This window comes from Citrobacter sp. LST-B2 (genome assembly GCF_057983045.1).
Window position 1 is genome coordinate 2372821 of sequence record NZ_CP192598.1, and the last position, 23688, is coordinate 2396508.

General features: G+C 53.8%; 23 protein-coding genes and 2 pseudogenes. 8 read left to right on the forward strand and 17 right to left on the reverse strand.

Translation table 11 applies throughout. The features are described from left to right. The first annotated feature begins 8 nt into the window (after positions 1-8). Positions 9-1397: a Re/Si-specific NAD(P)(+) transhydrogenase subunit beta gene (gene pntB, locus ACQ0PY_RS11385; protein WP_043000766.1), complete on the forward strand. Its 1389-nt coding sequence runs from the start codon at positions 9-11 to the stop codon at positions 1395-1397. Positions 1398-1445: 48 nt separating this feature from the next. Here the strand turns inward: pntB and ACQ0PY_RS11390 are convergent, their stop codons facing one another. Further along, positions 1446-2480 (reverse strand): AI-2E family transporter, encoded by a 1035-nt coding sequence (locus tag ACQ0PY_RS11390; RefSeq protein WP_109740219.1) that lies wholly within the window; start codon positions 2478-2480, stop codon positions 1446-1448. A 136-nt stretch (positions 2481-2616) separates the two neighbouring features. On the opposite strand from ACQ0PY_RS11390, the gene ACQ0PY_RS11395 reads away from it, so the two are divergent. From ACQ0PY_RS11395 to mdtI, 3 genes are all read left to right on the forward strand, one after another. Then, entirely contained in the window at positions 2617-2787 is a 171-nt protein-coding gene (locus tag ACQ0PY_RS11395) for a protein YdgV (protein ID WP_080343303.1), read from the forward strand. Positions 2788-2897: 110 nt separating this feature from the next. After that, positions 2898-3260 (forward strand): multidrug/spermidine efflux SMR transporter subunit MdtJ, encoded by a 363-nt coding sequence (mdtJ, locus tag ACQ0PY_RS11400; RefSeq protein WP_044265333.1) that lies wholly within the window; start codon positions 2898-2900, stop codon positions 3258-3260. Further along, complete coding sequence (mdtI, locus tag ACQ0PY_RS11405) at positions 3247-3576, forward strand: multidrug/spermidine efflux SMR transporter subunit MdtI (RefSeq protein ID WP_043000763.1); 330 nt, start codon at positions 3247-3249, stop codon at positions 3574-3576. Before mdtJ ends, mdtI begins: the two co-directional genes overlap by 14 nt. A 39-nt stretch (positions 3577-3615) precedes the next feature. Here the strand turns inward: mdtI and ACQ0PY_RS11410 are convergent, their stop codons facing one another. The 4 genes from ACQ0PY_RS11410 to ACQ0PY_RS11425 all read right to left on the reverse strand — a co-directional run bounded on the left by ACQ0PY_RS11410 (position 3616) and on the right by ACQ0PY_RS11425 (position 6677). Further along, complete coding sequence (locus ACQ0PY_RS11410; protein WP_044254610.1) at positions 3616-4437, reverse strand: trypsin-like serine peptidase; 822 nt, start codon at positions 4435-4437, stop codon at positions 3616-3618. Between the two features lie 101 nt (positions 4438-4538). Further along, positions 4539-4622 (reverse strand): small membrane protein YdgU, encoded by an 84-nt coding sequence (gene ydgU, locus ACQ0PY_RS11415; RefSeq protein WP_099434124.1) that lies wholly within the window; start codon positions 4620-4622, stop codon positions 4539-4541. Positions 4623-4716: 94 nt separating this feature from the next. Beyond that, entirely contained in the window at positions 4717-5043 is a 327-nt protein-coding gene (gene asr, locus ACQ0PY_RS11420; RefSeq protein ID WP_109740220.1) for an acid resistance repetitive basic protein Asr, read from the reverse strand. 149 nt (positions 5044-5192) lie between these two features. Beyond that, a complete protein-coding gene (locus ACQ0PY_RS11425; RefSeq protein WP_109740221.1) occupies positions 5193-6677 on the reverse strand; it encodes a carboxypeptidase M32 in 1485 nt (494 codons plus the stop codon). A 132-nt stretch (positions 6678-6809) separates the two neighbouring features. On the opposite strand from ACQ0PY_RS11425, the gene ACQ0PY_RS11430 reads away from it, so the two are divergent. Beyond that, positions 6810-6902: a KPN_01571 family protein gene (locus ACQ0PY_RS11430; RefSeq protein WP_224267594.1), complete on the forward strand. Its 93-nt coding sequence runs from the start codon at positions 6810-6812 to the stop codon at positions 6900-6902. Between the two features lie 53 nt (positions 6903-6955). On the opposite strand, the gene ACQ0PY_RS11435 is transcribed toward ACQ0PY_RS11430, so the two are convergent. Then, positions 6956-8209 carry an MFS transporter gene (locus ACQ0PY_RS11435; RefSeq protein ID WP_043000759.1) on the reverse strand — a complete coding sequence of 418 codons (1254 nt, stop codon included), beginning with the start codon at positions 8207-8209 and terminating at the stop codon, positions 6956-6958. Between the two features lie 121 nt (positions 8210-8330). On the opposite strand from ACQ0PY_RS11435, the gene ACQ0PY_RS11440 reads away from it, so the two are divergent. From ACQ0PY_RS11440 to bioD, 3 genes are all read left to right on the forward strand, one after another. Then, positions 8331-9230: a LysR family transcriptional regulator gene (locus tag ACQ0PY_RS11440; RefSeq protein WP_044254605.1), complete on the forward strand. Its 900-nt coding sequence runs from the start codon at positions 8331-8333 to the stop codon at positions 9228-9230. 128 nt (positions 9231-9358) lie between these two features. After that, entirely contained in the window at positions 9359-10579 is a 1221-nt protein-coding gene (gene mlc, locus ACQ0PY_RS11445; RefSeq protein ID WP_109740222.1) for a sugar metabolism global transcriptional regulator Mlc, read from the forward strand. Positions 10580-10704: 125 nt separating this feature from the next. Continuing rightward, complete coding sequence (bioD, locus tag ACQ0PY_RS11450; protein WP_109740223.1) at positions 10705-11400, forward strand: dethiobiotin synthase; 696 nt, start codon at positions 10705-10707, stop codon at positions 11398-11400. Here bioD and ACQ0PY_RS11455 read toward each other — a convergent pair. The 11 genes and pseudogenes from ACQ0PY_RS11455 to ACQ0PY_RS11505 all read right to left on the reverse strand — a co-directional run. Continuing rightward, positions 11356-11481 (reverse strand): annotated as a pseudogene (locus ACQ0PY_RS11455) (hypothetical protein); the annotation flags it as partial. The gene bioD and the pseudogene ACQ0PY_RS11455 sit on opposite strands and share 45 nt — an antisense overlap. Positions 11482-11483: 2 nt before the next feature. After that, positions 11484-12629 (reverse strand): osmoprotectant ABC transporter ATP-binding protein OsmV, encoded by a 1146-nt coding sequence (gene osmV / locus ACQ0PY_RS11460; RefSeq protein WP_061070154.1) that lies wholly within the window; start codon positions 12627-12629, stop codon positions 11484-11486. Next, positions 12629-13276: an osmoprotectant ABC transporter permease OsmW gene (osmW, locus tag ACQ0PY_RS11465; protein ID WP_043000754.1), complete on the reverse strand. Its 648-nt coding sequence runs from the start codon at positions 13274-13276 to the stop codon at positions 12629-12631. Before osmW ends, osmV begins: the two co-directional genes overlap by 1 nt. 9 nt (positions 13277-13285) lie before the next feature. After that, positions 13286-14188 (reverse strand): osmoprotectant ABC transporter substrate-binding protein OsmX, encoded by a 903-nt coding sequence (gene osmX, locus ACQ0PY_RS11470; RefSeq protein WP_043000753.1) that lies wholly within the window; start codon positions 14186-14188, stop codon positions 13286-13288. A 28-nt stretch (positions 14189-14216) separates the two neighbouring features. Then, positions 14217-14927 (reverse strand): osmoprotectant ABC transporter permease OsmY, encoded by a 711-nt coding sequence (gene osmY / locus ACQ0PY_RS11475; RefSeq protein ID WP_043000752.1) that lies wholly within the window; start codon positions 14925-14927, stop codon positions 14217-14219. Between the two features lie 293 nt (positions 14928-15220). Continuing rightward, entirely contained in the window at positions 15221-15835 is a 615-nt protein-coding gene (dmsD, locus tag ACQ0PY_RS11480; RefSeq protein ID WP_044254600.1) for a Tat proofreading chaperone DmsD, read from the reverse strand. 42 nt (positions 15836-15877) lie between these two features. Then, entirely contained in the window at positions 15878-16735 is an 858-nt protein-coding gene (locus tag ACQ0PY_RS11485; protein ID WP_109740224.1) for a dimethyl sulfoxide reductase anchor subunit family protein, read from the reverse strand. Between the two features lies 1 nt (position 16736). Continuing rightward, the gene (dmsB, locus tag ACQ0PY_RS11490; RefSeq protein ID WP_043000749.1) at positions 16737-17354 is read right to left on the reverse strand and encodes a dimethylsulfoxide reductase iron-sulfur subunit DmsB; all 618 of its coding nucleotides are present in this window, start codon (positions 17352-17354) and stop codon (positions 16737-16739) included. 10 nt (positions 17355-17364) lie between these two features. Continuing rightward, positions 17365-19799: pseudogene (gene ynfF, locus ACQ0PY_RS11495) on the reverse strand (selenate/tellurate reductase subunit YnfF). A gap of 270 nt (positions 19800-20069) precedes the next feature. Next, on the reverse strand, positions 20070-20378 hold the full coding sequence (locus ACQ0PY_RS11500) for a DUF1161 domain-containing protein (protein WP_150547209.1): 309 nt from the start codon (positions 20376-20378) through the stop codon (positions 20070-20072). A 170-nt stretch (positions 20379-20548) separates the two neighbouring features. Further along, positions 20549-23137, reverse strand: coding sequence for an autotransporter outer membrane beta-barrel domain-containing protein (locus tag ACQ0PY_RS11505; protein WP_109740626.1), 2589 nt, complete (start codon positions 23135-23137; stop codon positions 20549-20551). Between the last annotated feature and the right edge of the window lie 551 nt (positions 23138-23688).

Genomic DNA, 23688 nt, shown 5'->3' on the forward strand with positions numbered 1-23688 from the left:
GGTAACACATGTCTGGAGGATTAGTTACAGCTGCATACATTGTTGCCGCGATCCTGTTTATTTTCAGTCTGGCGGGACTTTCAAAACATGAAACGTCTCAGCAGGGTAACAACTTCGGTATCGCCGGGATGGCGATTGCGCTGATTGCCACGATTTTTGGCCCGGACACCGGCAACGTTGCCTGGATCCTGGTGGCAATGATCATCGGCGGCGCGATTGGTATTCGTCTGGCGAAGAAAGTTGAAATGACCGAAATGCCGGAACTGGTGGCGATTCTGCACAGCTTCGTCGGCCTGGCTGCGGTACTGGTCGGCTTCAACAGCTATCTGTATCACGAAGCGGGCCTTGAGCCGATTCTGGTTAATATTCACCTAACCGAAGTGTTCCTTGGCATCTTTATCGGTGCGGTGACCTTTACCGGTTCAGTGGTGGCATTTGGTAAGCTGCGCGGCAAGATCTCTTCTAAACCGCTGATGCTGCCGAACCGTCACAAAATGAACCTCGCGGCGCTGGTGGTCTCTTTCCTGCTGCTGGTGGTTTTTGTCCGTACCGAAAGCGTTGGCTTGCAGGTCCTGGCACTGCTGGTGATGACCATTATTGCGCTGGCGTTTGGCTGGCACCTGGTGGCGTCCATTGGCGGGGCGGATATGCCGGTCGTGGTCTCCATGCTGAACTCCTATTCGGGTTGGGCGGCAGCGGCGGCGGGCTTCATGCTGAGCAACGACCTGCTGATCGTGACCGGTGCGCTGGTGGGTTCTTCCGGTGCGATTCTGTCTTACATCATGTGTAAGGCGATGAACCGCTCGTTCATCAGCGTGATTGCAGGGGGCTTTGGTACCGATGGTACGGCGTCCAGTGGTGATGAAGAAGTGGGCGAACACCGTGAGATCAGCGCAGAAGAGACTGCGGATATGCTGAAAAACTCGCATACGGTGATCATCACCCCGGGCTACGGCATGGCGGTGGCGCAGGCACAGTATCCGGTCGCGGAAATTACCGAGAAGCTGCGCGCGCGCGGTATCAAGGTACGTTTCGGCATCCACCCGGTGGCAGGTCGTCTGCCTGGTCACATGAACGTACTGTTGGCGGAAGCGAAAGTGCCTTACGACATCGTGCTGGAAATGGACGAGATCAACGATGATTTCGCCGATACCGACACCGTGTTGGTTATTGGCGCGAATGATACCGTGAACCCGGCGGCGCAGGACGATCCAAACAGTCCTATCGCTGGGATGCCGGTGCTGGAAGTGTGGAAAGCGCAGAACGTAATTGTCTTCAAACGTTCGATGAATACCGGCTACGCCGGTGTGCAGAACCCGCTGTTCTTCAAAGAGAACACCCATATGCTGTTTGGCGATGCCAAAGCCAGCGTGGATGCGATTCTGAAAGCGTTGTAATCCGTTGTTCTGTTGAAACGGCCTCTGCGGAGGCCGTTTTTACGTCGGTCACTTTTTATTTGCATCGCCTAACAGAATGGCAATACTTTGCCCACCAATGGATTGTTCCAGCGCAATCTTGACGATAATGGTCAGCGGTACCGAAAGCAGCATCCCCACCGGACCCAGCAGCCAACCCCAGAAGATCAACGACAGAAACACCACCAGCGTAGAGAGCCCCAGACCGCGTCCCATGATGCGTGGTTCAAGGATATTGCCGAACACCAGGTTGATGATCAGATAGCCCGCCAGCACCACCAGCGCATCGTACAGGCCGCCAAACGCCAACACCTGAATGATGGGCGGGATCGCCGCCAGCACTGAACCAATGTTTGGGATGTAGTTGAGTGCAAAGGCCAACAGCCCCCAGATAAAGGCGAATCGAACGTCCAGTGCCGACAGCATGCCCCAGACCACCAGCCCGGTGACCAGACTGATTGCCGTTTTCAGCACCAGATAGTGCGATACGCTATCAATGGCGCGCTGAATGGCGGCCATCCCCTCGACCGGACGGACCATAATCTGCTGGAATTTAGTGGGGAGTTGCGGCACTTCCAGCAGCATAAAGACCACTGTCAGCAGGAGTAAAAATATCGATGACATGGCATTGGTTAATTGCGCCAGCAAATTGGTGATCAGGGTCATCGCCGCGTTGGGGTCAATATACTTCACCATCTCATCCACGGAGACGCCGATGCCTAAGCGGACCAGCCAGGGCTCGAGGTTTTTCAGCGGAATGACCAGTGAGGAACGATACTGGGGCAGGGTGCGCGCCAGTTCGTTGAGGGACGTTCCGAGGTAAGCCAGCAGTAACACCATCACCATGACGATGATGATCACCAGCAAGGATATCGCCAGCACGCGCGGAACGCGCAGTTTCACCATCCGCTGTACCAGCGGGCTGAGGACGACGGCAATAAATAACGCCAGAATAAATGGCACAATAATATCCGCCGCAAAGCGGATACCGGTAAGAATGATCACCAGCATTCCCAGCATAATGACGATCTTAAGACCGTTCAGCGTGATGATTGGTTTTGCCATGGAGCGTCCTGTATTTTTCTGCTTGCCGCGTATAATAATGTGATTGTGGTCGAATCGTCCTGTGAAAAATCAAACGATTCGGGTAAAGAAGTGAAAAGGTTTTGAGTTAATTCCTGGCCTATGATACAAATCAGGCGTGTTCAACTACCGAGGACAATTATCATCCGCGATGACGAGAAGCAACACTGCGGATAATTGTAATATTATGGACAATATGTTCAGGACGTTTTTTTCTACACAAATTCTTCTTCGCACTTCCTCCTCTTTCCTGCTTGCAGGTGAGCAGCACTGGCGCAACGCGCTTTAGTCCCTTCTTCTGTTCGAGCTGACGCTACGCGTCTGGCTAACTGATTTTATTTTCTGGTTTGCAGCGTTGTGCAAGCCCACAGGATTATATTCTCAAGCAGGAGAAGCACCATGTTTTACTGGATTTTATTAGGTCTGGCGATTGCCGCTGAAATTACCGGCACATTGTCGATGAAATGGGCAAGCGTAAGCGATGACAACAGCGGGTTTATTTTAATGCTGGTGATGATCGCCGCCTCGTATATTTTCCTCTCTTTTGCCGTTAAAAAAATCGCCCTCGGTGTGGCTTACGCATTGTGGGAAGGGATCGGTATTTTATTTATTACGCTGTTTAGCGTGTTGTTATTTGATGAGCCGCTGTCGATCATGAAAATTGCCGGTCTGGCGACGCTGGTAGTGGGGATCGTGTTGATCAAATCCGGTACCCGCAAGGCGCGTCAGTCAACGAAAGAGGTGACCCATGCAACAGTTTGAATGGGTTCACGCCGCCTGGTTAGGGATGGCGATCGTGCTGGAAATTATCGCCAACGTCTTTTTAAAATTCTCTGACGGCTTTCGTCGGAAATTGTACGGCATTCTCTCGCTGGTCGCGGTACTCGCCGCCTTCAGTGCGCTTTCACAGGCGGTAAAGGGCATTGACCTGTCCGTTGCCTACGCGCTGTGGGGGGGATTTGGTATCGCCGCGACGCTGGCTGCCGGATGGATACTGTTCGGGCAACGTCTGAATCATAAAGGCTGGATCGGCGTTGTGCTGCTGCTGGCGGGCATGGTGATGATTAAACTGGCCTGATGTATCGCTGCCCGCGATTCGCGGGCAGTACAATGCGCCTTATTGTTCCCCGGCCAGCGCATCCAGTTTTTCCCGAAATCCCGTCACCGAGATCGCCCGGTTATCTGCGCGCCAGCGATCTTTCGCCGCCGGGGCGGAACTCTGAACGCCGATTAACTGCCAGCCCGCCTCGGTTTTCAGCATCAGCGGTGAACCGCTGTCGCCCGGCAGCGTGTCGCACTGGTGAGATAACACCGAACTTTGCGCCCAGCCGGTGACGATACAATCCTGATGAGAATAGAGCGTATCCAGATGATCTTCCGGATACCCCGACTGCGTGACCTTGCGTCCGGCCTCTTTGAGTGCGGCGGTTAGTGCCGCTTTATCGCCCTCAAACAACGGTAACGGCGTGATGCCGGAAGGGGGATAGCGCAGAACGATCAGTCCAAAGTCCCATGACGCGGCTGCTGGTGGCACAATCCAGCCGTCGCCATCGGGCTTCAGACGTTTTCCCAGACCGGGATCCACCCGGCCTTCAATACCGTGAATTTCATAACGCCAGAGACCTTTTTTCGAGACAAAACGCAGGACGACGGCTTTATCCGGTTTCCCTTTTGGCGGCGTTAACAAGCAATGTCCGGCAGTGAGCGCCAGATGCGGGGAGATGAGCGTTGCGGTGCAGAGGTTACCGCTGGCGGTTTCCAGTTGTCCGATGGCATCCCACGGCGATTGAGTAGGATCGCTTACCGGCGCGCGATCGTCCTGACCAAAAAATAACGTTTTGATTTCACTGGTCCCGGTATCCGCGTCAGGCTTATCCGCATGCGCAATACCCGATGAAAAGCACAACGAACCCAGTAATACAGTAACGGTTTTACGCATATCACACTCTGTGTGGGTAATTATGATTATTAAAAGAGAACCCTCAGTAATTACTATAGACGTAACGGCGTAAAAGTGAGAGAAAAATCAGAGTACTACGATCAGGAAAGATAAAAGCGGGCGGCTATGAGCGCACATAAAATAAGCGTGATAAGGATGAACTCAAAGCGATAACGGCGCACCATGTTACCCTCCGAAAAGGACGGCGCTAAACCGGGAAAGCGTTCAGCGCCGTTGAAGAATGGCGCAAGGGTTCGCGCCAGTTTACACAGTCAGGATTTAAGCAGCCGGTTGAGCGGCAGTCTTAGCGGCCGGTTTCTGGCTGTGTTTTTTGGTGTGCTTTTTAGCGGCTTGAGCTTTCTGTTCAGGGGCCTTTTGCTCAGTCGTGGCTTTGGCTTTTTTCACGTGTTTTTTCGCGGCCTGCGCTTTTTGTTCTGGCGCTTTCTCGGTAGTCGCTTTGTGATGTTTTTTATGATGCGTGGTTTTGGCCGGCGCCGCTTTTGCAGCAGGCGCTGCAGCCGGTGCAGTTGATGTAGTGTCAGCCGCAAACGCCGCAGAAGACAGACCCATAGCAGCGGCAACAACCAGAGCTAATACTTTTTTCATTCTCATACCCTCGATTTGGTTTTTCATTCAACCCCACTGCGGGGCCGTTGAAATCACTATATCGCTGGATGCTGTGCGCTTCCGTGAGTCATTGGTTTCGGCGTGTAACGATATGTACAACGCCGGGCGCAGCGGCCCGGCGAGGGGATTTACAGATAGCGAGATTCAAGATGGGCGCGGAAATGACGGCTGCTCAATGCTTCTCCGGTAGCCTGAGTAATCAACTGCGCCGTGGTAAAGCGACTGCCGTGCTGCCAGATGTTCTGTTGCAGCCAGTCAAACAAGGCGCTGAAATCGCCGCCTGCAATCTGCTGACTAAGATCCGGCAATGCGCGATTCGCGGCGCTGAACAACTGTGCGGCATACATCGCGCCCAGCGTGTAAGAAGGGAAGTAACCAAACCCGCCGTCCGTCCAGTGAATGTCCTGCATGCAGCCGTCGCGATAGTTCCCTTTTGTTGACAGGCCCAGCCAGGCCTGCATTTTTTCGTCCCACAGCGCCGGAATGTCGTCCACCTCAATATCGCCATTGATCAATGCGCGCTCAATCTCATAGCGCAGAATGACGTGCGCCGGGTAGCTGACTTCATCCGCATCCACGCGGATAAAACCGGGTTTCACTCGCTGGTTCCAGGCAATGAAATTTTGCTCTTCAAAGGCAGCCTGATCGCCAAAATGACGCTTCACGGCAGGTAGCAGCCGCCTTAAAAATGCATTGCTTCGTCCTACCTGCATTTCAAAAAACAGACTCTGGGATTCATGGATCGCGGTGGAGCGGGCAAGGGCGACGGGCTGACCCAGCCAGTTACGCGGCAGGTTTTGCTCATAGCGGGCGTGGCCGGTTTCGTGGATGACGCCAAACAGGGCGCTGAGTAATTCGTTTTCGTCATAGCGCGTCGTGATGCGCACATCTTCCGGCACGCCGCCGCAGAAGGGATGTGCGCTGATGTCGAGGCGACCGGCGTTAAAATCGAAACCGAGTACAGACATTGTCTCCAGTCCCAGTTCGCGCTGAACGGCAGTCGGGAAGGGGCCAACAGGGGCAATCAGCGACTGCGGCGACTGGCGGGCAACCACGCGGTTGAGCAGATCCGGCAGCCACGATTTGAGATCGGCAAACAGGCCGTCCAGCTGTGCGCTGGTCATGTCCGGCTCGTAAATGTCCAGCAGTGCGTCATAGGGAGAACTACCTTTCACGTCGGCGCGCAGTCTGGCCTCTTCGCGGCTCAGTTTCACGACTTCTTTTAAATTCGCAGAGAATCCCTGCCAGTCGTTGGCGGGGCGCTGACTGCGCCAGGCGTGTTCACAGCGACTGCCGGCGAGAGATTTGGCCTCCACCAACGACTCCGGTAACAACGCGGCCTGGGTATGCAGACGCGTCATTTCCCGCAGATTGGCCTGTTCCACATCATTGAGATCCTCCTGGGCGGCAGCGGCAAGCCATTGCGCCACTTTCGGTTCGGTCAGGATTTGATGTTCCAGAACGCTCAGTTCCGCCAGCGCTTCACCCCGCGCCGCACTGCCGCCGGGTGGCATCATGGCGAACATATCCCAACTGGCGATGGCAGAGAGGTGCGAGAAGCGAGAGAGACGCAGGAAGGTGCGGGTAAGTTGTTGATAGTTTTTGTTGTCCATGTAACCTCTTCGACGTAACAGGCGGGGTGAGTTCCCCCACCATAATGGGTAGTTATGTTTATCGATAGCCTTTTTTATAGTAGCCAACGGGAACATCGTACCCGTTCAATAACAATAAACACACACAGCAAAATGAATCCACTCCACTGGGTTGTCTTTGCTCTTCTGGCACTGGATGCCGTCAGAGAATTGATGGGCTTTTCATCAATCTTAGGAATGTGGTAACCACTGTTGGTTGAGAGGCGAGAAGCCCGGTGAGCCCGGGCTTTTCTTTCAGACTAGACGTGAAGACGGTGATGCAGTCGTGTGCCGACCAGAATAGCCAGTACCAGCATAATCGCGATAAATCCCCCAACGCCGTTCCAGCCATAGTTATGCCAGAACACACCGCCGAGCGTACCGGCGATACTGGACCCCAGATAATAGCTGAACAGATACAGCGAAGAGGCCTGGCCTTTGGCGCGACGCGCACGCGGCCCAATCCAGCTACTGGCCACCGAATGCGCGCCAAAGAATCCGGCTGAAAAGAGCAGCATTCCGGCGAAAATCAGCCACAGCGAACTGAACAACGTCATTAACAAACCGAACAGCATCACGACGGTGGAAAAGAGCATCACCGGACCACGCCCGTAACGTACCGTCATCGAACCGGCCTTCGGTGAACTCCAGGTTCCGGTCAGATAGGCGACGGAAAGCAAACCGACCACAGCCTGACTGAGTTCCCACGGTGAAAGCATCAGACGATAGCCGATGTAGTTAAACAGGGTGACGAACGACCCCATCAACAGAAAGCCTTCGGCAAACAGCAGCGGCAGTCCCTGGTCGCGCCAGTGGATCCGGAAATTAATAAACAGCGTTTTGGGGCGCAGCGACGTGGGCCGGAAGTGGCGTGATTCTGGCAGTATTTTCCAGAACATCAGGGCTGATGCCAGCGCAAAGCAGCCAATAGCAGCCAGCGCAATACGCCAGCTAAAGAAATCGGTAAACACGCCGCTAATCAGACGTCCGCTCATCCCGCCAATCGAGTTGCCGCTGATGTACAACCCCATTGAAAATGCGACAAAACTGGGGTGAATCTCCTCACTCAGATAGGTCATCCCGACCGCCGCCACGCCGCTGAGTGAAAGGCCGATCAGCGCGCGCATCACCAGAATGCCATGCCAGCTGGTCATCATTGTCGAGAGCAACGTACAGCAGGAGGCGAGCAGCAACGCGGTCACCATCACCGGCTTGCGCCCGATGGCATCCGAAAGCGGACCGGTAAACAGCAGGCCAACGGCTAACATTCCGGTGGAGATCGACAGTGAAATACTGCTGCTGGCGGGAGATACGCCAAACTCATGGGACAACACCGGCAGAATAGGCTGGACGCAGTACAGCAGGGCGAAAGTCGCCAGTCCGGCAGAAAAGAGCGCCAGCGTGACGCGCATAAAGGCAGAAGTACCGCGTTGAATAAACTGAACCGGCTGAGAAATGCGTTGGTCGTCAATATCGCTCGCCGTCGCGTCATTGACAGTAGTAGTACGACTCACTGGAAATCCTTGCGCAACAAACCCGTGTTTTGAGGGGACGGGCATAACCTTGTTGAGTAGAGTAGGAAAATCTCATTATTCTGTCTAATATATTAATAGTCTCAAATAATACGTTTAAAATATGAATATTGAACTGCGTCACCTTCGTTACTTTGTTGCCGTGGCGGAAGAACTGCATTTTGGGCGCGCCGCAACCCGACTGAACATTTCGCAGCCACCGCTGAGCCAGCAAATACAGATGCTTGAGCAGCAGGTCGGCGCGCGCCTGCTCGCGCGAACTAACCGTAGCGTCGCCCTGACCGCCGCTGGCAAGCAATTTCTCGCCGACAGTCGGCAGATCCTCGGGTTGGTCAATGATGCCGCCGCCCGTGCGGAGCGTCTGCATCAGGGGGAAGCCGGAGAGTTGCGCATCGGTTTTACCTCGTCGGCACCGTTTATCCGCGCGGTGTCGGATACCCTGTCGCTGTTCCGCCAGAAATACCCGGATATGCATTTGCAGACCCGCGAGATGAATACCCGAGAACAGCTGGCGCCGCTGAGCGAAGGGGCGCTGGATCTGGGCCTGATGCGCAATACCCCGTTGCCAGAGAGCTTGCATCATGAGGTGATTTTGCATGAACCGCTGATGGCGATGATCCCCAGGGTTTTCCCGCTTTCGCAAAAGCCGGTGGTGACGCTGGCCGAACTGGCGAAAGAGCCGTTTGTCTTCTTTGACCCGCACGTCGGAACGGGTCTTTATGACGATATTCTCGGCATGATGCGCCGTTACCAGTTGACGCCGGTGATTACCCAGGAGGTCGGTGAGGCGATGACGATCATTGGGCTGGTCGCTGCCGGATTAGGGGTGTCGATCCTTCCGGCCTCGTTTAAAAAAGTGCAGCTCAATGAGATGTGTTGGGTACCGATTGCGGAAGACGATGCGGTTTCGGAAATGTGGCTGGTCTGGTCGGCGCATCATGAACCAAGCCAGGCGGCGCTACGCTTTCGTCAGCAATTAATTCAGGCCGTCAGGAACGCTTAAATTCATTTAATAACGGCTGAAAATGTGCAGTTAATCACACGGCTAAGTAAAAAGTTGACGTTGTGTATTGAAGTGCTTCACCATAGCCTACAGATTATTTCGGAGCGCGAAAATAAAGGGAGTCAGAGGTGGTTGCTGATAGTCAGCCTGGGCACATCGATCAAATAAAGCAGACCAATGCGGGCGCCGTTTATCGGCTGATTGATCAGCTGGGACCGGTATCGCGTATTGATCTTTCGCGTCTTGCGCAACTGGCACCCGCCAGTATCACGAAGATTGTGCGTGAAATGCTGGAAGCGCATCTGGTCCAGGAACTGGAAATTAAAGAAGCGGGGAGTCGCGGACGCCCGGCAGTGGGGCTGGTGGTGGAAACCGAAGCCTGGCACTATCTGTCCCTTCGCATCAGTCGTGGAGAAATCTTTCTCGCCCTGCGCGATCTCAGCAGCAAGCTGGTCGTGGAAGACTGTCTTGAACTGCCGCTCAACGATGAAACGCCGTTGCTGGCGCGTATTGTCACGCTGGTCGATCAGTTTTTTATTCGTCATCAGCAGAAGCTCGAACGTCTGACTTCCATTGCCATTACCTTACCCGGCATTATCGATACCGAGAATGGGATCGTGCATCGTATGCCGTTTTATGCCGATGTGAAAGAGATGCCGCTCGGTGATACGCTGGCGCAGCACACCGGCGTGCCGGTCTACATTCAGCATGATATCAGCGCCTGGACGATGGCAGAGGCGCTGTTTGGCGCGTCCCGCGGTGCGCGCGATGTCATTCAGGTGGTCATCGATCATAACGTTGGCGCCGGGGTGATTACCGACGGTCATTTACTGCATGCGGGTAGCAGCAGCCTGGTGGAGATTGGCCACACCCAGGTCGATCCTTACGGAAAACGCTGCTACTGCGGCAACCACGGCTGTCTGGAAACCATCGCCAGCGTGGAAAGTGTGCTGGAGCTGGCGCAACTGCGACTGACGCAATCCATGAGCTCTTCGCTTCACGGCCAGCCGTTGACGGTCGATTCGCTGTGTCAGGCGGCGTTGCAGGGCGATTTGCTGGCAAAAGACATTATCAGCGGCGTGGGGACCCACGTTGGCCGTATCCTTGCCATTATGGTCAATCTGTTCAATCCGCAAAAAATACTGATTGGATCGCCGCTCAGTAAAGCTGCAGACGTGTTGTTTCCGGCGATTGCGGACAGCATCCGCCAGCAGGCGCTACCGGCCTACAGCAAAAATATGGTCGTTGAGAGCACACAGTTTTCTAATCAGGGGACAATGGCGGGAGCCGCGCTGGTAAAAGACGCGATGTATAATGGTTCTTTGTTGATTCGTCTATTACAGGGTTAACATTTTTTAACTGTTCTACCAAAAATTGCGCTAACTCAAGCTGATTCCACCGGGCATACCTTAGACTTTCTCCACTGTATTATTTTCCTGGCTTATATTTTCGAAGCATAACGGTGGAGTTGGTGATGCTGAAGCGTTTCTTTATTACAGGTACAGACACTTCTGTTGGGAAGACGGTTGTTTCCCGCGCATTGCTACAAGCGTTAGCGTCGGGGGGGAAAAGCGTTGCAGGATATAAACCGGTTGCGAAAAGCAGCAAAGAGACGCCCGAAGGGTTGCGCAACCGGGATGCCCTGGTGCTGCAAAGCGTGTCGACGTTGGAATTACCCTATGAGGCGGTTAACCCCATCGCCCTGAGCGAAGATGAAAGTAGCGTGGCCCACAGTGGCCCAATCAATTACACCTTGCTTTCTAACGGGCTGGCTAGCCTGAGCGAAAAGGTTGATCATGTCGTGGTTGAAGGCACGGGTGGCTGGCGCAGCCTGATGAACGATCTGCGTCCACTGTCCGAATGGGTGGTGCAGGAGCAGTTACCGGTGTTGATGGTGGTCGGTATTCAGGAAGGCTGTATTAACCATGCGCTGCTGACGGCTCAGACGATCGCCAATGACGGTTTACCGCTGATCGGTTGGGTCGCTAACCGTATTAATCCGGGTCTGGCACATTACGCAGAGATTATCGATGTACTGAGCAAAAAACTGCCAGCACCGCTGATTGGCGAACTGCCTTATTTACCGCGTGCCGAGCAGCGTGAACTCGGACAGTACATTCGCCTGTCAATGCTGGGTAGCGTCCTGTCGGTCGACAGAATCATGGCGTAACGTCCCCGACAGGACAGACGCAAACACCCAGGCCTTCAATAAACCGGGGAGCAGACGATACTCCCCGGTCATTTCACAAACCCTCACTCTTCGTGAATGTTCAACGCCCGGCGGGTACGTCCGGAACTGAGATAATCGGCGATGTAATCCTGTGAGATCTCACCGTTGTAGCGTCCTTCCTCGTCAACGATCGGCATCCAACTGGTATTACTTTCATACAGTTTGGAGAGCACAATCCGCAGGTTATCTTCGGCTTTACCGGTAATACGGAAGGGATGAATGATATCTGCGCAGGTGCCGCTGGCCTGGCGCGCCTCGCGACGTTTCACAAAGCCCAGTGGTTTTCCTTCGCCATCCACCACCGTAATGGCGCGAATATCGTTGTCATCCATAATGCCAAAGGCTTCCTTCAGCGACGTGGATGGCTGAGCAGTCAGCGTCGGTTGTTGATCGGTCACATCGCCCGCCGAAACCAGCAGCAGACGCTTAAGCGTGCGGTCCTGACCGACGAATGAACCGACAAAATCGTTGGCCGGTTTGGCCAGCAGTTCATCGGGGCTGGCGCACTGGACAATCCGTCCCTGACGGAACACGGCAATGCGATCGCCAAGTTTCAGCGCCTCATCGATATCATGACTCACCAGCATCACGGTTTTTTTCAGCGCACGTTGCATCTCAAGGAACTGATTCTGGATCACTTCGCGGTTGATGGGGTCGACGGCGCCAAACGGCTCGTCCATCAGCAGGACCGGCGGATCCGCCGCCAGGGCGCGAATCACGCCAATACGCTGTTGCTGACCGCCGGACATTTCTTTTGGATAGCGATGCAGAAACTTTTTGGCATCCATCGCCACCATCTCCATTAATTCTTCGGCGCGGCTTTTACAGCGGGCTTTGTCCCAGCCCAGCATGCGGGGGACGACCGTGATGTTCTCTTCAATCGTCATATTGGGAAACAGGCCAATCTGTTGGATCACATAGCCAATATTACGGCGCAGGGTCACGGTATCCATCTCATTGGTATTTTCACCGTTTATCAGGATGTTGCCACTGCTCGGGGTAATCAGACGGTTAATCATCTTCAGGGTGGTGGTCTTACCGCAGCCCGACGGCCCCAGCAGAACACACATTTCTCCCTCCGGCACGTTCAGATTAACGTTATCGACGGCCTTCAGCGGCTGACCCTTTTTCTGTGAAAATTGTTTGGTGAGGTTTTCCAGTTTTATCATTATCGTATCCCCTTAGGTGTCAGAACGACTTGCAGGCGGTGTAACAGCCAGTCGAGCACAATCGCTAAAAAACAAATCATCAATGCACCGGCAATCAGCATGCGAATGTCGCTGCCGCCGATGCCGTTCAGTAACAGTAATCCCAGGCCGCCTGCGCCGATCACCGCGGCAATTGCCATGACGCCGATATTCATGACCACGGCGGTGCGGATACCGCCGAAAATCACCGGTAATGCCATCGGGATCTCCACCCAACGCAGGCGCTGCCAGAAGGTCATGCCGATACCGCGACCCGCTTCGCGTAAGCCCGGCGGGAGGTTGTCCAGCGCGGTATGGGTGTTACGCACGATAGGCAGCAGCGAGTAAAGAAACACGGCGGTAATGGCGGGCAGTGCGCCAATTCCGTGACCGATCAGCGAAAACAGGGGGATCATCAACCCGAACAGGGCGATAGAGGGAATTGTCAGCAGCAGCGTCGCGACGCTTAACACCGGCGTTGCCAGCCATTTGTGGCGGACAATCAGGATCCCCAGAGGCACGCCAATCACAATCGCCAACCCAACCGCCAGCGCCACTAGCCACAGATGCTGATAGGTGAGCATCGCCAGATAACCCGCGTTATCCATCATGTAGTGAATCGTATCCATATGCGCTCCTTACAGCAGGTTCTTTTGTTGCAGGAATTCACGAGCAACCTGCTGAGGTGACTGGTGATCGATATCGACCTTCGCATTCAGCGAACTGATCACGTCATTGTTCAACTGGGCCGAGAGGGTATTGAGCGCCTCAGCAAGTCCCGGATGGGCTTCCAGCGTCTCTTTACGCACCACCGGCGTGACAGCGTAACTTGGGAAGAAGCCCTTATCATCCTCCAGTACTTTGAGATCAAACCCTTTCACACGGCCGTCAGTGGTGTAGATGAGACCGGCGTCAACAAAGCCATCGCGTACGGCGTTGTAAACCAGTCCGGGGTCCATCTGGCGGATTTGCGGCCGGTCGAGATCCATCTGATAAGCCTGCTGCAACGGCTTCATTCCGTCGCTACGTCCGGCAAATTCCAGGTCGAGACCCAGCAGCCAGTTGTTATCGGGATCGGTCTGGCGAATGTGTTCAATTTTCGCCACCATCTCCGACATGGTGTTGATGTTCTCCGCTTCGGCACGTTTGCGCTGCATGGCGAAGGCGTAGGTGTTGTTCATATCTGCCGGTTTCAGCCATACCAGTCCCAGTTTGGCATCAAGGCGTTTTACCGTGTCGTACGACTCTTGCGGGCTCATTCGCTTATTGATGTGGTTGAAAATAATCAGTGAAGTGCCGGTGTATTCCCATGTCATATCAATCTGTTTATTGATCATCGCATTACGCGAAATCACTGTGGCGATATTGGTCTGCGGCTGAACCTGAAATCCCTTTTTTTGCAGATACTGAACGGTCATTGCCGAGAGAATGTGCTGCTCGGTAAAACTTTTGGTGGCAAGAATAATCGGGGCCGCCTGAGCCTGGGTGCTGATGAACAGCGCGGCGGCGAACCATCCCAGCCATTTTTTCTTGAGATTCATTTAGCGCTCCTTGTTCTTATCATTGCCATCAGGCCGTATGTGGGCTCAGGACGCGCCCAAGCCAGGCGAGCAGACTGTCGAGGATCAGGGCGAATAGCGCGGTGGCGGTGGCTCCCAGAATCAATGTCGGGAAGTCGTTAAGATAGATGCCAGGGAAAATCAGTTCGCCGTAGCTGCTGGCGCCAATCAGAAACGCCAGCGGGGCAGTACCGACGTTGATCGCCGTGGCAATGCGGATCCCGGAAAGTATTACCGGCCAGGCGTTGGGGATTTCTACCTGACGCAACCGTTGCCATTTCGTCATACCGATGCCGTTTGCCGCTTCAATCAGCGACGACGGTACAGAACTCAATCCTGCCCAGGTGTTACGCACAATCGGCAGCAACGACGCCAGAAACAGCGCAACGATGGCAGGCATGTCACCAATGCCGATAATCACCATCGCCAGCGCGAGAACGGCCAGCGGGGGCAGGGTATTGCCAATATTGAAGATCTGCATGACATATTCGGCAATACCGCGGGCGGCGGGGCGACTAAGCAAAATACCGCTTGGAATACCGACCAGCAGGGCAAAAAACATCGAGGTAAGGACTAAAATCAGGTGCTGTTGACCGAGATAAAGCAAATCAACCTGACGCGATTTGAGGGTATCGATGCCAATTCCCCATACCAGCAGCGCCAGTAGCAGAATGATGGCAATACTAAAGCCCAGCACGCGGGTTAACGTGGATGTGTGCATTGCAGTGTGTCTCCCTGTTTGCATGCGTTATGGCGGCGAAAAATCGTCGCATGTTGTTATGCCATGGTTTGGCAGGGTGTTTTGAGCTATAGCAACAGGGTGGGAAGGATTCCAGCGGGAAGGTGAATTAGATACGCAGACGATTAATCGCCAAACGCGATTTGGCCTTATGCCGTAAAGGATAAGCAGGGTATGTAAAGAATTGTCTTAAAAACGCTGATGAAAAGTGACGCTGTAACAATTAAAAATAATGCAGGTCTCAGAAAAGGCAGGAAAAACCTGCCTTATAAACGTTAGCGGAACAGCGTTTTTTCCGCGATCGGCATCAATAACTGAGACTGCCACTGTGCCAGAGTATGGCGGGCCAGTTCACCAAGCGCCTGATAAAAAGGATGTCCGGCGTTCTCAATGAACACGTCGAGAAAGCGGAATGACCAGGGGAACAGATGCCACGCCAGCAGTTGTTCGCATTCGCTGTGTCGGCCACTTTCCGCCAGCCACGCCGCCATCAGTAACAACGAGCCGAAATGATCTTCGGGTTCGTTCTGCTCTGTCTCGACGTGAATACCGTTGTCGCGCATCCACTGACGCAGGGCCAGCGTCGATTCGCCAAACAGGACATTTTCACGATCTAGCCAGACCGATCCCCAGGGCGGCGACGGTAACGCGTAGGGTCCCACGAACAGGCGCTGGAATGCCTCGGGAAGTGACTCATCGCTGACGCGTGTAAAGTCCGTTGCCAGCGGGGACAGGGTTTCCGCTGCCAGCGGCCATTGTGTCTGCCAGTCATCAGCGGTTAACGCTGACACCAGAGGAGCGGCTTCGGCGCTGTCGGGGGCATAGTAAAACAGCGCCCCCAGCACGCGTGCCGTCATCGCAAAATCATCACGTTGAGTAAAATCAGTCATCTGAAACATCCTGAAAAGTGCGGGTTTCCCCGCACGGATTTGTTAACCTGCCACCGCCATACCGACGGTCATGTGCAGGCCATAAAACAGGCCGCGGCCAATGATTTCGCCGCCAAGTACGAGGAGCAGCCCCAACAGCAACCCGGCGACATGCGGCTCTTTACGGCGCACCAGCGGGCAGATCCAGCAGCCCAGTCCGGCAGCGACCAGCACCACGCGCCATACCTGCAGAGAGGCGTAATCCGGCACCAGCGCGGAAGCCTGCTGAACCGAACTGTGAATGGTTGCCAGCGACATGCCCTGCAGGACGATGACCGCCACGCTGACCAGCAAGGCCAGCACGCTGATACTGGCAAACAGGGTACCATTAAAGGTGACGCGGGACGCCCGCAGCAGCAATGCTGCGAACAGCGGGCCGCTGAGCAACACCGTCAAGAAGAACGCCAGCGTCGTATAACCAGTATACCAGGTCGGCACGGTATCAATCAGGTAAACGCGGGTCATCGCCCAGACGAAGACGATCCCCAGTAGCATGCTGACCAGCAGCCAGAATTTCCCCAGCGCAAGCGGCATTTTACCCAGAACGGCGACCAGCCACCAGATTCCACCCACGGCGAAAAAGACGGAGCCTGCGGCAATTTCATTGCTCAACCCGGATGCGCCAATGCGATTGAGGGAGTTAAATGCCCGCATCGGCGACCCCAGGTGCATGATTGACGCCAGGAATCCCAGCCCCATCACCAGCCAGAGGAAAAACATGCTGCGAACCAGACGTTGCCGGGCGGCGGCATCGTCTTTCATTGCCAACCAGCCAAGTCCACTAACAATCAGCGCGCCTACGACGCACTGGCCGAGTACGGTAAACAGCACCAGCGGCCATTCATGCCATCCATTTCCCATTTTACACCTCCTTCGGATTCGCCAGATAACCGGTGGTATCCCCGGTCGGGCGGCTGTTGGCATTCGGTTTGATCACAATACTCGGCTTCGTAAAGTGTGCGCCAGGCAGCGGAGCAACCGCCGCCAGATCGCCGTGTTTCTGACGCAGTTCGTCGACAGGACCGAAATCCAGCGCACGCAGCGGACAAGACTCGACACAGATCGGTTTCTTGCCTTCCGCCACCCGGTCATGACAGCCGTCGCATTTGGTCATGTGGCCTTTGGCGGCATTGTACTGCGGCGCGCCGTACGGACAGGCCATATGGCAATAACGACAGCCGATGCAGACATCTTCATCCACCACCACAAAGCCGTCTTCCCGTTTGTGCATCGCCCCGCTCGGACAGACCTTGGTACAGGCCGGATCTTCACAGTGGTTACAGGCAATAGAGAGATAATAGGCAAACACGTTCTGGTGCCAGACGCCGTTGTCTTCCTGCCAGTCTCCGCCCGCATATTCATAAATGCGGCGGAAGCTGACATCCGGGGTTAAATCCTTGTAGTCCTTGCAGGCCAGTTCGCAGGTTTTACAACCGGTGCAACGGCTGGAATCAATAAAAAATCCATACTGAGTTGTCATCGGTTACTCCTTAGACCTTTTCAACCTGAACAAGATTACTGTGCGAAGGATTGCCTTTGGCCAGCGGCGAAGGGCGGTGCGACGTCAGGATGTTAATGGAGCCGCCGTGGTCTATTTGATCACCAAACATGTCGGCTTTGAGCCACGCACCCTGACCGATGGCCGTGACGCCGGGCAGAATGCGTGGGGTCACTTTGGCAGGGATCAGCATCTGACCGTTATTGTTAAACACCCGGACGGTGTCGCCGTGTTGAATCCCACGCGCACTGGCATCGATCGGGTTAATCCAGATCTCCTGTGGGCAAGCTTGTTGCAGGACATCAATGTTGCCGTAACTGGAGTGAGTGCGCGCCTTGTAATGGAATCCGGTGAGCTGCAGCGGGTACGTTTTGCGGATCGGATCGTCCCAGCCGTCAAAACCGGGTGCATAGGCGGCAAAGGGTGGATTATCTCATCCTGCTTCAGTTCCCAGGTATTGGCGATAGTGGCCAGTCGCGCAGAGTAAATTTCAATTTTCCCTGACGGCGTTTTCAGCGGGTTAGCAGTGGGGTCTTCACGGAAGGCGCGGAAGGCGACGTAATGTTCTTCCGGGCATTTTTTCTTGAAGATACCGGTTTGCTTCATCTCTTCGTAATCCGGCATTTCTGGATTGCGTTCTTTGGTCTTCGCATGCAGGTATTTCACCCATTCATGCTGCGAGCGTCCTTCAGTGAATGTCTGGTAGACGTCCGGGCCGAGTCGGCGGGCGATTTCACTGAGCATCCAGTAGATCGGTTTTCTTTCAAACTTCGCTGAAGTCGCGGGCTGACCGAGGATCACATAGCCCATGTTGCCGGCGGATTCGTGAGAAATCAGGTCTTCCTGCTCGGTCGGCATTAAATCCGGCAGCAGAATGTCGCAGTACTTCGCCGATGCCGTCATGAAATGTTCGATGCCGACAATCATTTCGCACTTGCTGTCGTCCTGTAGCACGTCATGAGTGTGGGCGATATTGCCATGCTGGTTAATCAGCGTATTACTGGCGTAACACCACATGAATTTGATAGGAACATCCAGCTTGTCTTTACCGCGCACGCCGTCGCGTGTGGCGGTCATTTCGGTGCCGTGATCGATAGCGTCGGTCCAGGTGAAGACGGAGATTTGCGTTTTCACCGGGTTATCAAGCATCGAAAACCATTCCACACCGAGATCCCAGGTGCCTTCACGGACGCCTGAGTTGCCGCCGTTGATACCGACGTTACCGGTGAGCACCGACAGCATGGCGATCGCCCGCGCGGTTTGCTCGCCGTTGGAGTGACGCTGAGGTCCCCAGCCCTGGCAAATATAGGCCGGCTTCGCCGAACCAATTTCACGCGCCAGTTGAATGATTTTATCCGCCGGAATACTGGTGATATGAGAAGCCCACTCCGGTGTTTTGGCAATGCCGTCCGGGCCTTCACCGAGGATATAGGCCTTGTAATGCGCGTTACGCGGCGCGTCGGCAGGCAGGGTGGTTTCATCGTAGCCGACGCAATATTTGTCGAGGAACGGTTTATCGACCAGATCTTCCGTAATCAGCACCCAGGCAATCGCAGCCGCCAGTGCGCCATCCGTACCGGGGCGGATGGGCAGCCATTCGTCTTCACGTCCGGCGGCGGTGTCGTTATAGCGCGGATCGATCACTATCATTCGCGCATTTGAACGTTCGCGAGCCTGTTCAACATAATAAGTGACGCCGCCGCCGCTCATGCGAGTTTCCGCTGGGTTGTTGCCAAACATCACCACCAGTTTCGTGTTGGCAATGTCATCCGGGCTGTTGCCATCGTTACTGCCAAACATGTAGCTCATGGCGGCGCTGATTTGCGCGGTACTGTAACTGCCATAACGGCTAAGGTAGCCACCACAGGAGTTCATCAGACGGTAAGGGACGTTGGAGTTGGTAATGTTGCCGCCGTCGACGCCGGTGCCGTACAGTACGTGAACCGCCTCATTGCCATACTCTTTCAGGATCCGCTTCAGGTTGTCGCCGATGGTATCCAGCGCTTCATCCCAGGAGATACGCTCAAATTTCCCTTCGCCGCGTTTACCAACACGTTTCATTGGATATTTCAAACGGTCCGGATGGTTCATGCGGCGACGTATTGAGCGACCGCGCAGACAGGCGCGAACCTGGTGGTTTCCGTACTCATCGTTGCCGGTAGTGTCAGATTCAACCCAGTAAACGGTGTCATCTTTAACATGCAGACGCAGCAGGCAGCGACTTCCGCAGTTGACGGTACAGGAACTCCAGACCGCTTTTTCTTCGACCGGCGCTGGCGTCATGCCGTCGGCGCCGCGGGCGATACGGGTGAAAGGAAGGGTGAAAGCGCTACTGGCAAGCGCAAGGCTGCCAATAGCGGATGATTTCACCAGACTACGGCGGCTGATATTGGCCTTCATGAGGGCCTCAGGCGTGGTGATTTTCATGGTTGCTCACTTTGCTAATGTCAAAAACTGGCCTGGTTGCTTCCTTGTCCGGGGAACAGCCATTCGCATTTTTTCTGTTTTAATCAACGTGGTGTGGAGGGCGTTGTGCAGATGCCGCACCTTCAAAACAGATCGCTGTATAATATTTTCTATATCGATATCAGAGACATGCTAAACAGAAATGAATTTTACCCCTTAATGGGTATTGGTTATTAATGCATATCAAAGTGAGGGAACCCTCCGTTGCCGGAGGGGAAAAAACAGGCGGAATTATTGGGGTTCGGCGTTGGCACCTTCCTGAGAAGGCGTGGTGCTGGCAGGGGCATTACCACTGCTGGTCCGGGTGTAAAGAATTTTATGTGTGTCGTTGGCGCAATGTCCGACGACCTGTGAGTCCGGCTGATCGGCCTGATCGTTTGGTACGATGCTCAGGGTGAAGTTGGCCTCCGGCACGCCGTTATTGATGATGCGCTGCTCAATATCACTCTTGACGAGTTCGCAGGAGTCAGGGGCGGCAAAAACCAGCGGGGAGGCGGTCAGCAGAATGCCTGTCAGTAGTCCTCGGGATAATTTCATCATCAGCTCCATTGTTGAGATGCTCATAATAAGCATAGCATTGCGAGTGCAAGCATTTGTCATGGCCGCCAACCTTGTTGATGAATCTGAAAGATCGCTTTACTCCCTAAACACACAAACCCTGACAAGGTCAGGGTTTGTGATAAATCTCCATGTCGCCATGGGGGAAGGGATTAGAAGCTGTATTTCAGCCCCAGCATACCTTGCGTATCTTTATAACCGTTATCGCCAATCTGTTGGGCAACGTTACCCCACAGGGTGATGTTCTTCGTCAGTTGGCCTTCAACACCCGCCTTCAGCTCGCCAATATTGCGGCTGCCTTTTACGTCGCTGTTGATGTCGTCCATCTGTACGCTGTAATTCTGCGTGTTGTGGATCCAGTTGACTTCGACGAACGGCTGGAAGGTGCGGTCTTTGCCGTCATCCATGGCGTTATGGCCTTGCAGATAGGCTTTGACGCCAAGACGCGTTTGCAGGTTGCCGTCGGTTTTATCCACCACCCGGGTGCCGTTTTTCTCAACGTGCGTATCAGCCTGCACGTCCATCCAGGTGATTTGCGCTTTAGGCTGGATGTACAGCGCGTTACGCTCGCTGAATTCGGCCAGTTTCCAGGTGTAGCCTGTTTCGACAGAGGCGGTGATGCCGTCCGAGTCATACTTTTCAGACGCCAGGCCCTGTCCGGACACGGTGTTGTCAAACCAGTTGTAGAGCATCCAGCCATCGACATACGCACCGGTTTTATCGGCGTCGTTGGCATACCAGGTGCCGTACAGACCGGCGCTGTAGCCGCTGATTTCCCCGCGAGAGGTGTATCCGGTCAGGCTGGAGTGGCTGCGGCTCTTGCTGTTGGCGTAACCGGCCATCAGACCCAGATGCCAGCGATCGAGACCGTCGGTGCTCCATTGCGCGATATCGCCTCCCAGTTGCATCACGTAGCGGTTGCTCTGGGTGCTGATCTGCCCGGAACTGTCTTTGAAGCGGTTATGCCCACCGACATGACGCATCCACAGGCTGGTAACCTTCTGCTCGCCTGTAAAGACGTCAGTGTACTGGGTTTCGCCCAGACGATCGTGAAGCCGGGTGGTGAACAGCGTGTTGGCGGCAAGGGTGTTCGCCAGATAGCTGCCGGTTTCCGGGCGATACTGATGTTCACCAGGCTGGGGAATAGGCTGCTCTGGCGTTTCCGGTGAGGCTGGCGCGGGTTCATCTGGCGGTAACGGATCCGGAATCGCCTCGCTGGTCAGATGCCAGTTCTGGTTGTTCTTTTTAATGATGTTGTAATCGTAAGCACCCGCGACGATACGACCTTCTTTGACGAAGGTCCCGTTAGAGGCACCTTCCACTTCCACAATAGGGATGCCTTCTACCGTCTGCGAACCGCCGCCGCCAGCGTTGGTGACGCTGACACGTGTAGTGCCACTGGTGTCACCACGGACAATCATTTTATCAGTCGCGGAAAGGTCATCACCCAGTACGGTACGCAAGGCCAGCAGACCGTTGTTACCCGCGTAGTTGCCCGCGATGGTTAACGTGGTCGGCGTAAAGGCCGCTCTGGCTTGTGATGGGGAGGAGAGCGTTACTGTACCTGCCAGATCCAGCGAGTTCAGGGTTTGCGAATAACCATTGAGATCCAGACTGGCGCCTTCGCTGACGGTGTAATCTGACGCGGCGCTAAACGTATTCTCCGCACCTGCGCGCAGCGTCCCTCTGGAGACAAGCGTGTTGCCGCTGTAGGTATTGGCTCCTGTGAGCGTGGTGATACCGGACCCAACATGATTGACTTCACCATTACCGTAGATTCGTGATGCCAGCACGAAGTCCTGACTTGAGTGGTTAAAGTTCAGAAGAGCGGTGCTTAAGCCGCTGTTATTCATTAGATAAATTCGAGACGCCTCAATGTTACCCGCCGCCTGTTCGGCTTCGCCCTGCGCGCCGCCGATATTTAAAATCCCGGTACTACCGTTGCCATAGGCGAGACGGATCAACGATCCGGACTTAACGGTTGCCCCATTGCTGACGGTGAGGATCCCCTTCGCGGTGTTATTCGCTGTAGAGAATCCGCCCAGATTGATGGCCGTTGCCACATCCAGGGTGGAGCCCGAGCCGTCGACCAATGTTTCACCAAAACCGTTGCGATTACTATTATCTGTCACGCCGACGTAGCCAATACTCATGTGCTCCGTCGTTGAGAGTTTACCTCCATTGGTAATCAATAATTTACCGTGATTCTGATCCCCAACAATAATATGGTTGGTCGCAACGGATGAATTAGCACCGTCGATGGAAAGTAGACCCTCTCCCGTTTCGTAAAATTCGCCAACGCGTAATCCAGCAATACCGGTGATTTTGCTACCGTTATGTACATTCAGTATGCCGGTACCGCCCTCCAGACCAATTTGAATTAACGAATTATTCAGTTCCCAGGTTGCGCCATTGGTTAATGTCACGGAGCCTGTCGCCGCACGGCCAATTTCCGCCCCTGTTGTTGTCAGAATATCCCGCCCGTCAATGATCATTGATCCGGCGCTAGCGTCTCCAACACGTAATGTACTGAAGTTATTCCAGTAACTCTCAGTATTTTCTGTGTTAGAAAGGGTGAGTGTGTCATTATTATTAACAAGGACAATACTGTTGCCTCCGGTCGGAGGGGTAACAGCTAACAGATTGATATTATCCACATTCGCTGCGGCGGCAGTTTGTACAGCCAGTGCCACAGCGATTGCGAGCATTGATTTTGGGTGGTGCAAGTATTTAATTTTCATAATTGTCTCTTCCATAAGAGAGTGCCTGGTGTTGAAAATAACATTTCGTCTTTAAAACAATCTCTTAATGCTTTTATGTTGAACGCGATATAATATGTGTAAATAAATATTGTTTATCTAAGGCATATTTTATTTGCATCATTGAAAATAACGAAATGGTTTTATCTTTGAATTATTGGAACCTTTAATAGGTTTTATCTATTTAATATAATGTTTATTTTCTTATATAAGATCTTATATGTTTTTTTTGCAAGTAATATATCTTATTAAGGCTATTTAAAATAATAGGAATTGTACAAATAATTATCCTTATACAATGAGATAATGGATAGGCAGGATGAGTCATTTTCATTGTCAAAGGAATGACTCATCGGCTAGTCATTTGACGGGTAATCATTACTTAAATGCCACGAGGCGTATTTTTTAGGAATACTGTAAAAAACAGATACACATTGGTTTGATCTTGATCAATTAACGTGAGAGGAAACCGTGAATTCTGCTCACGATTTACCCTTGTTTATGCCACTTTCGCGCAGGTATACAGTAAACGA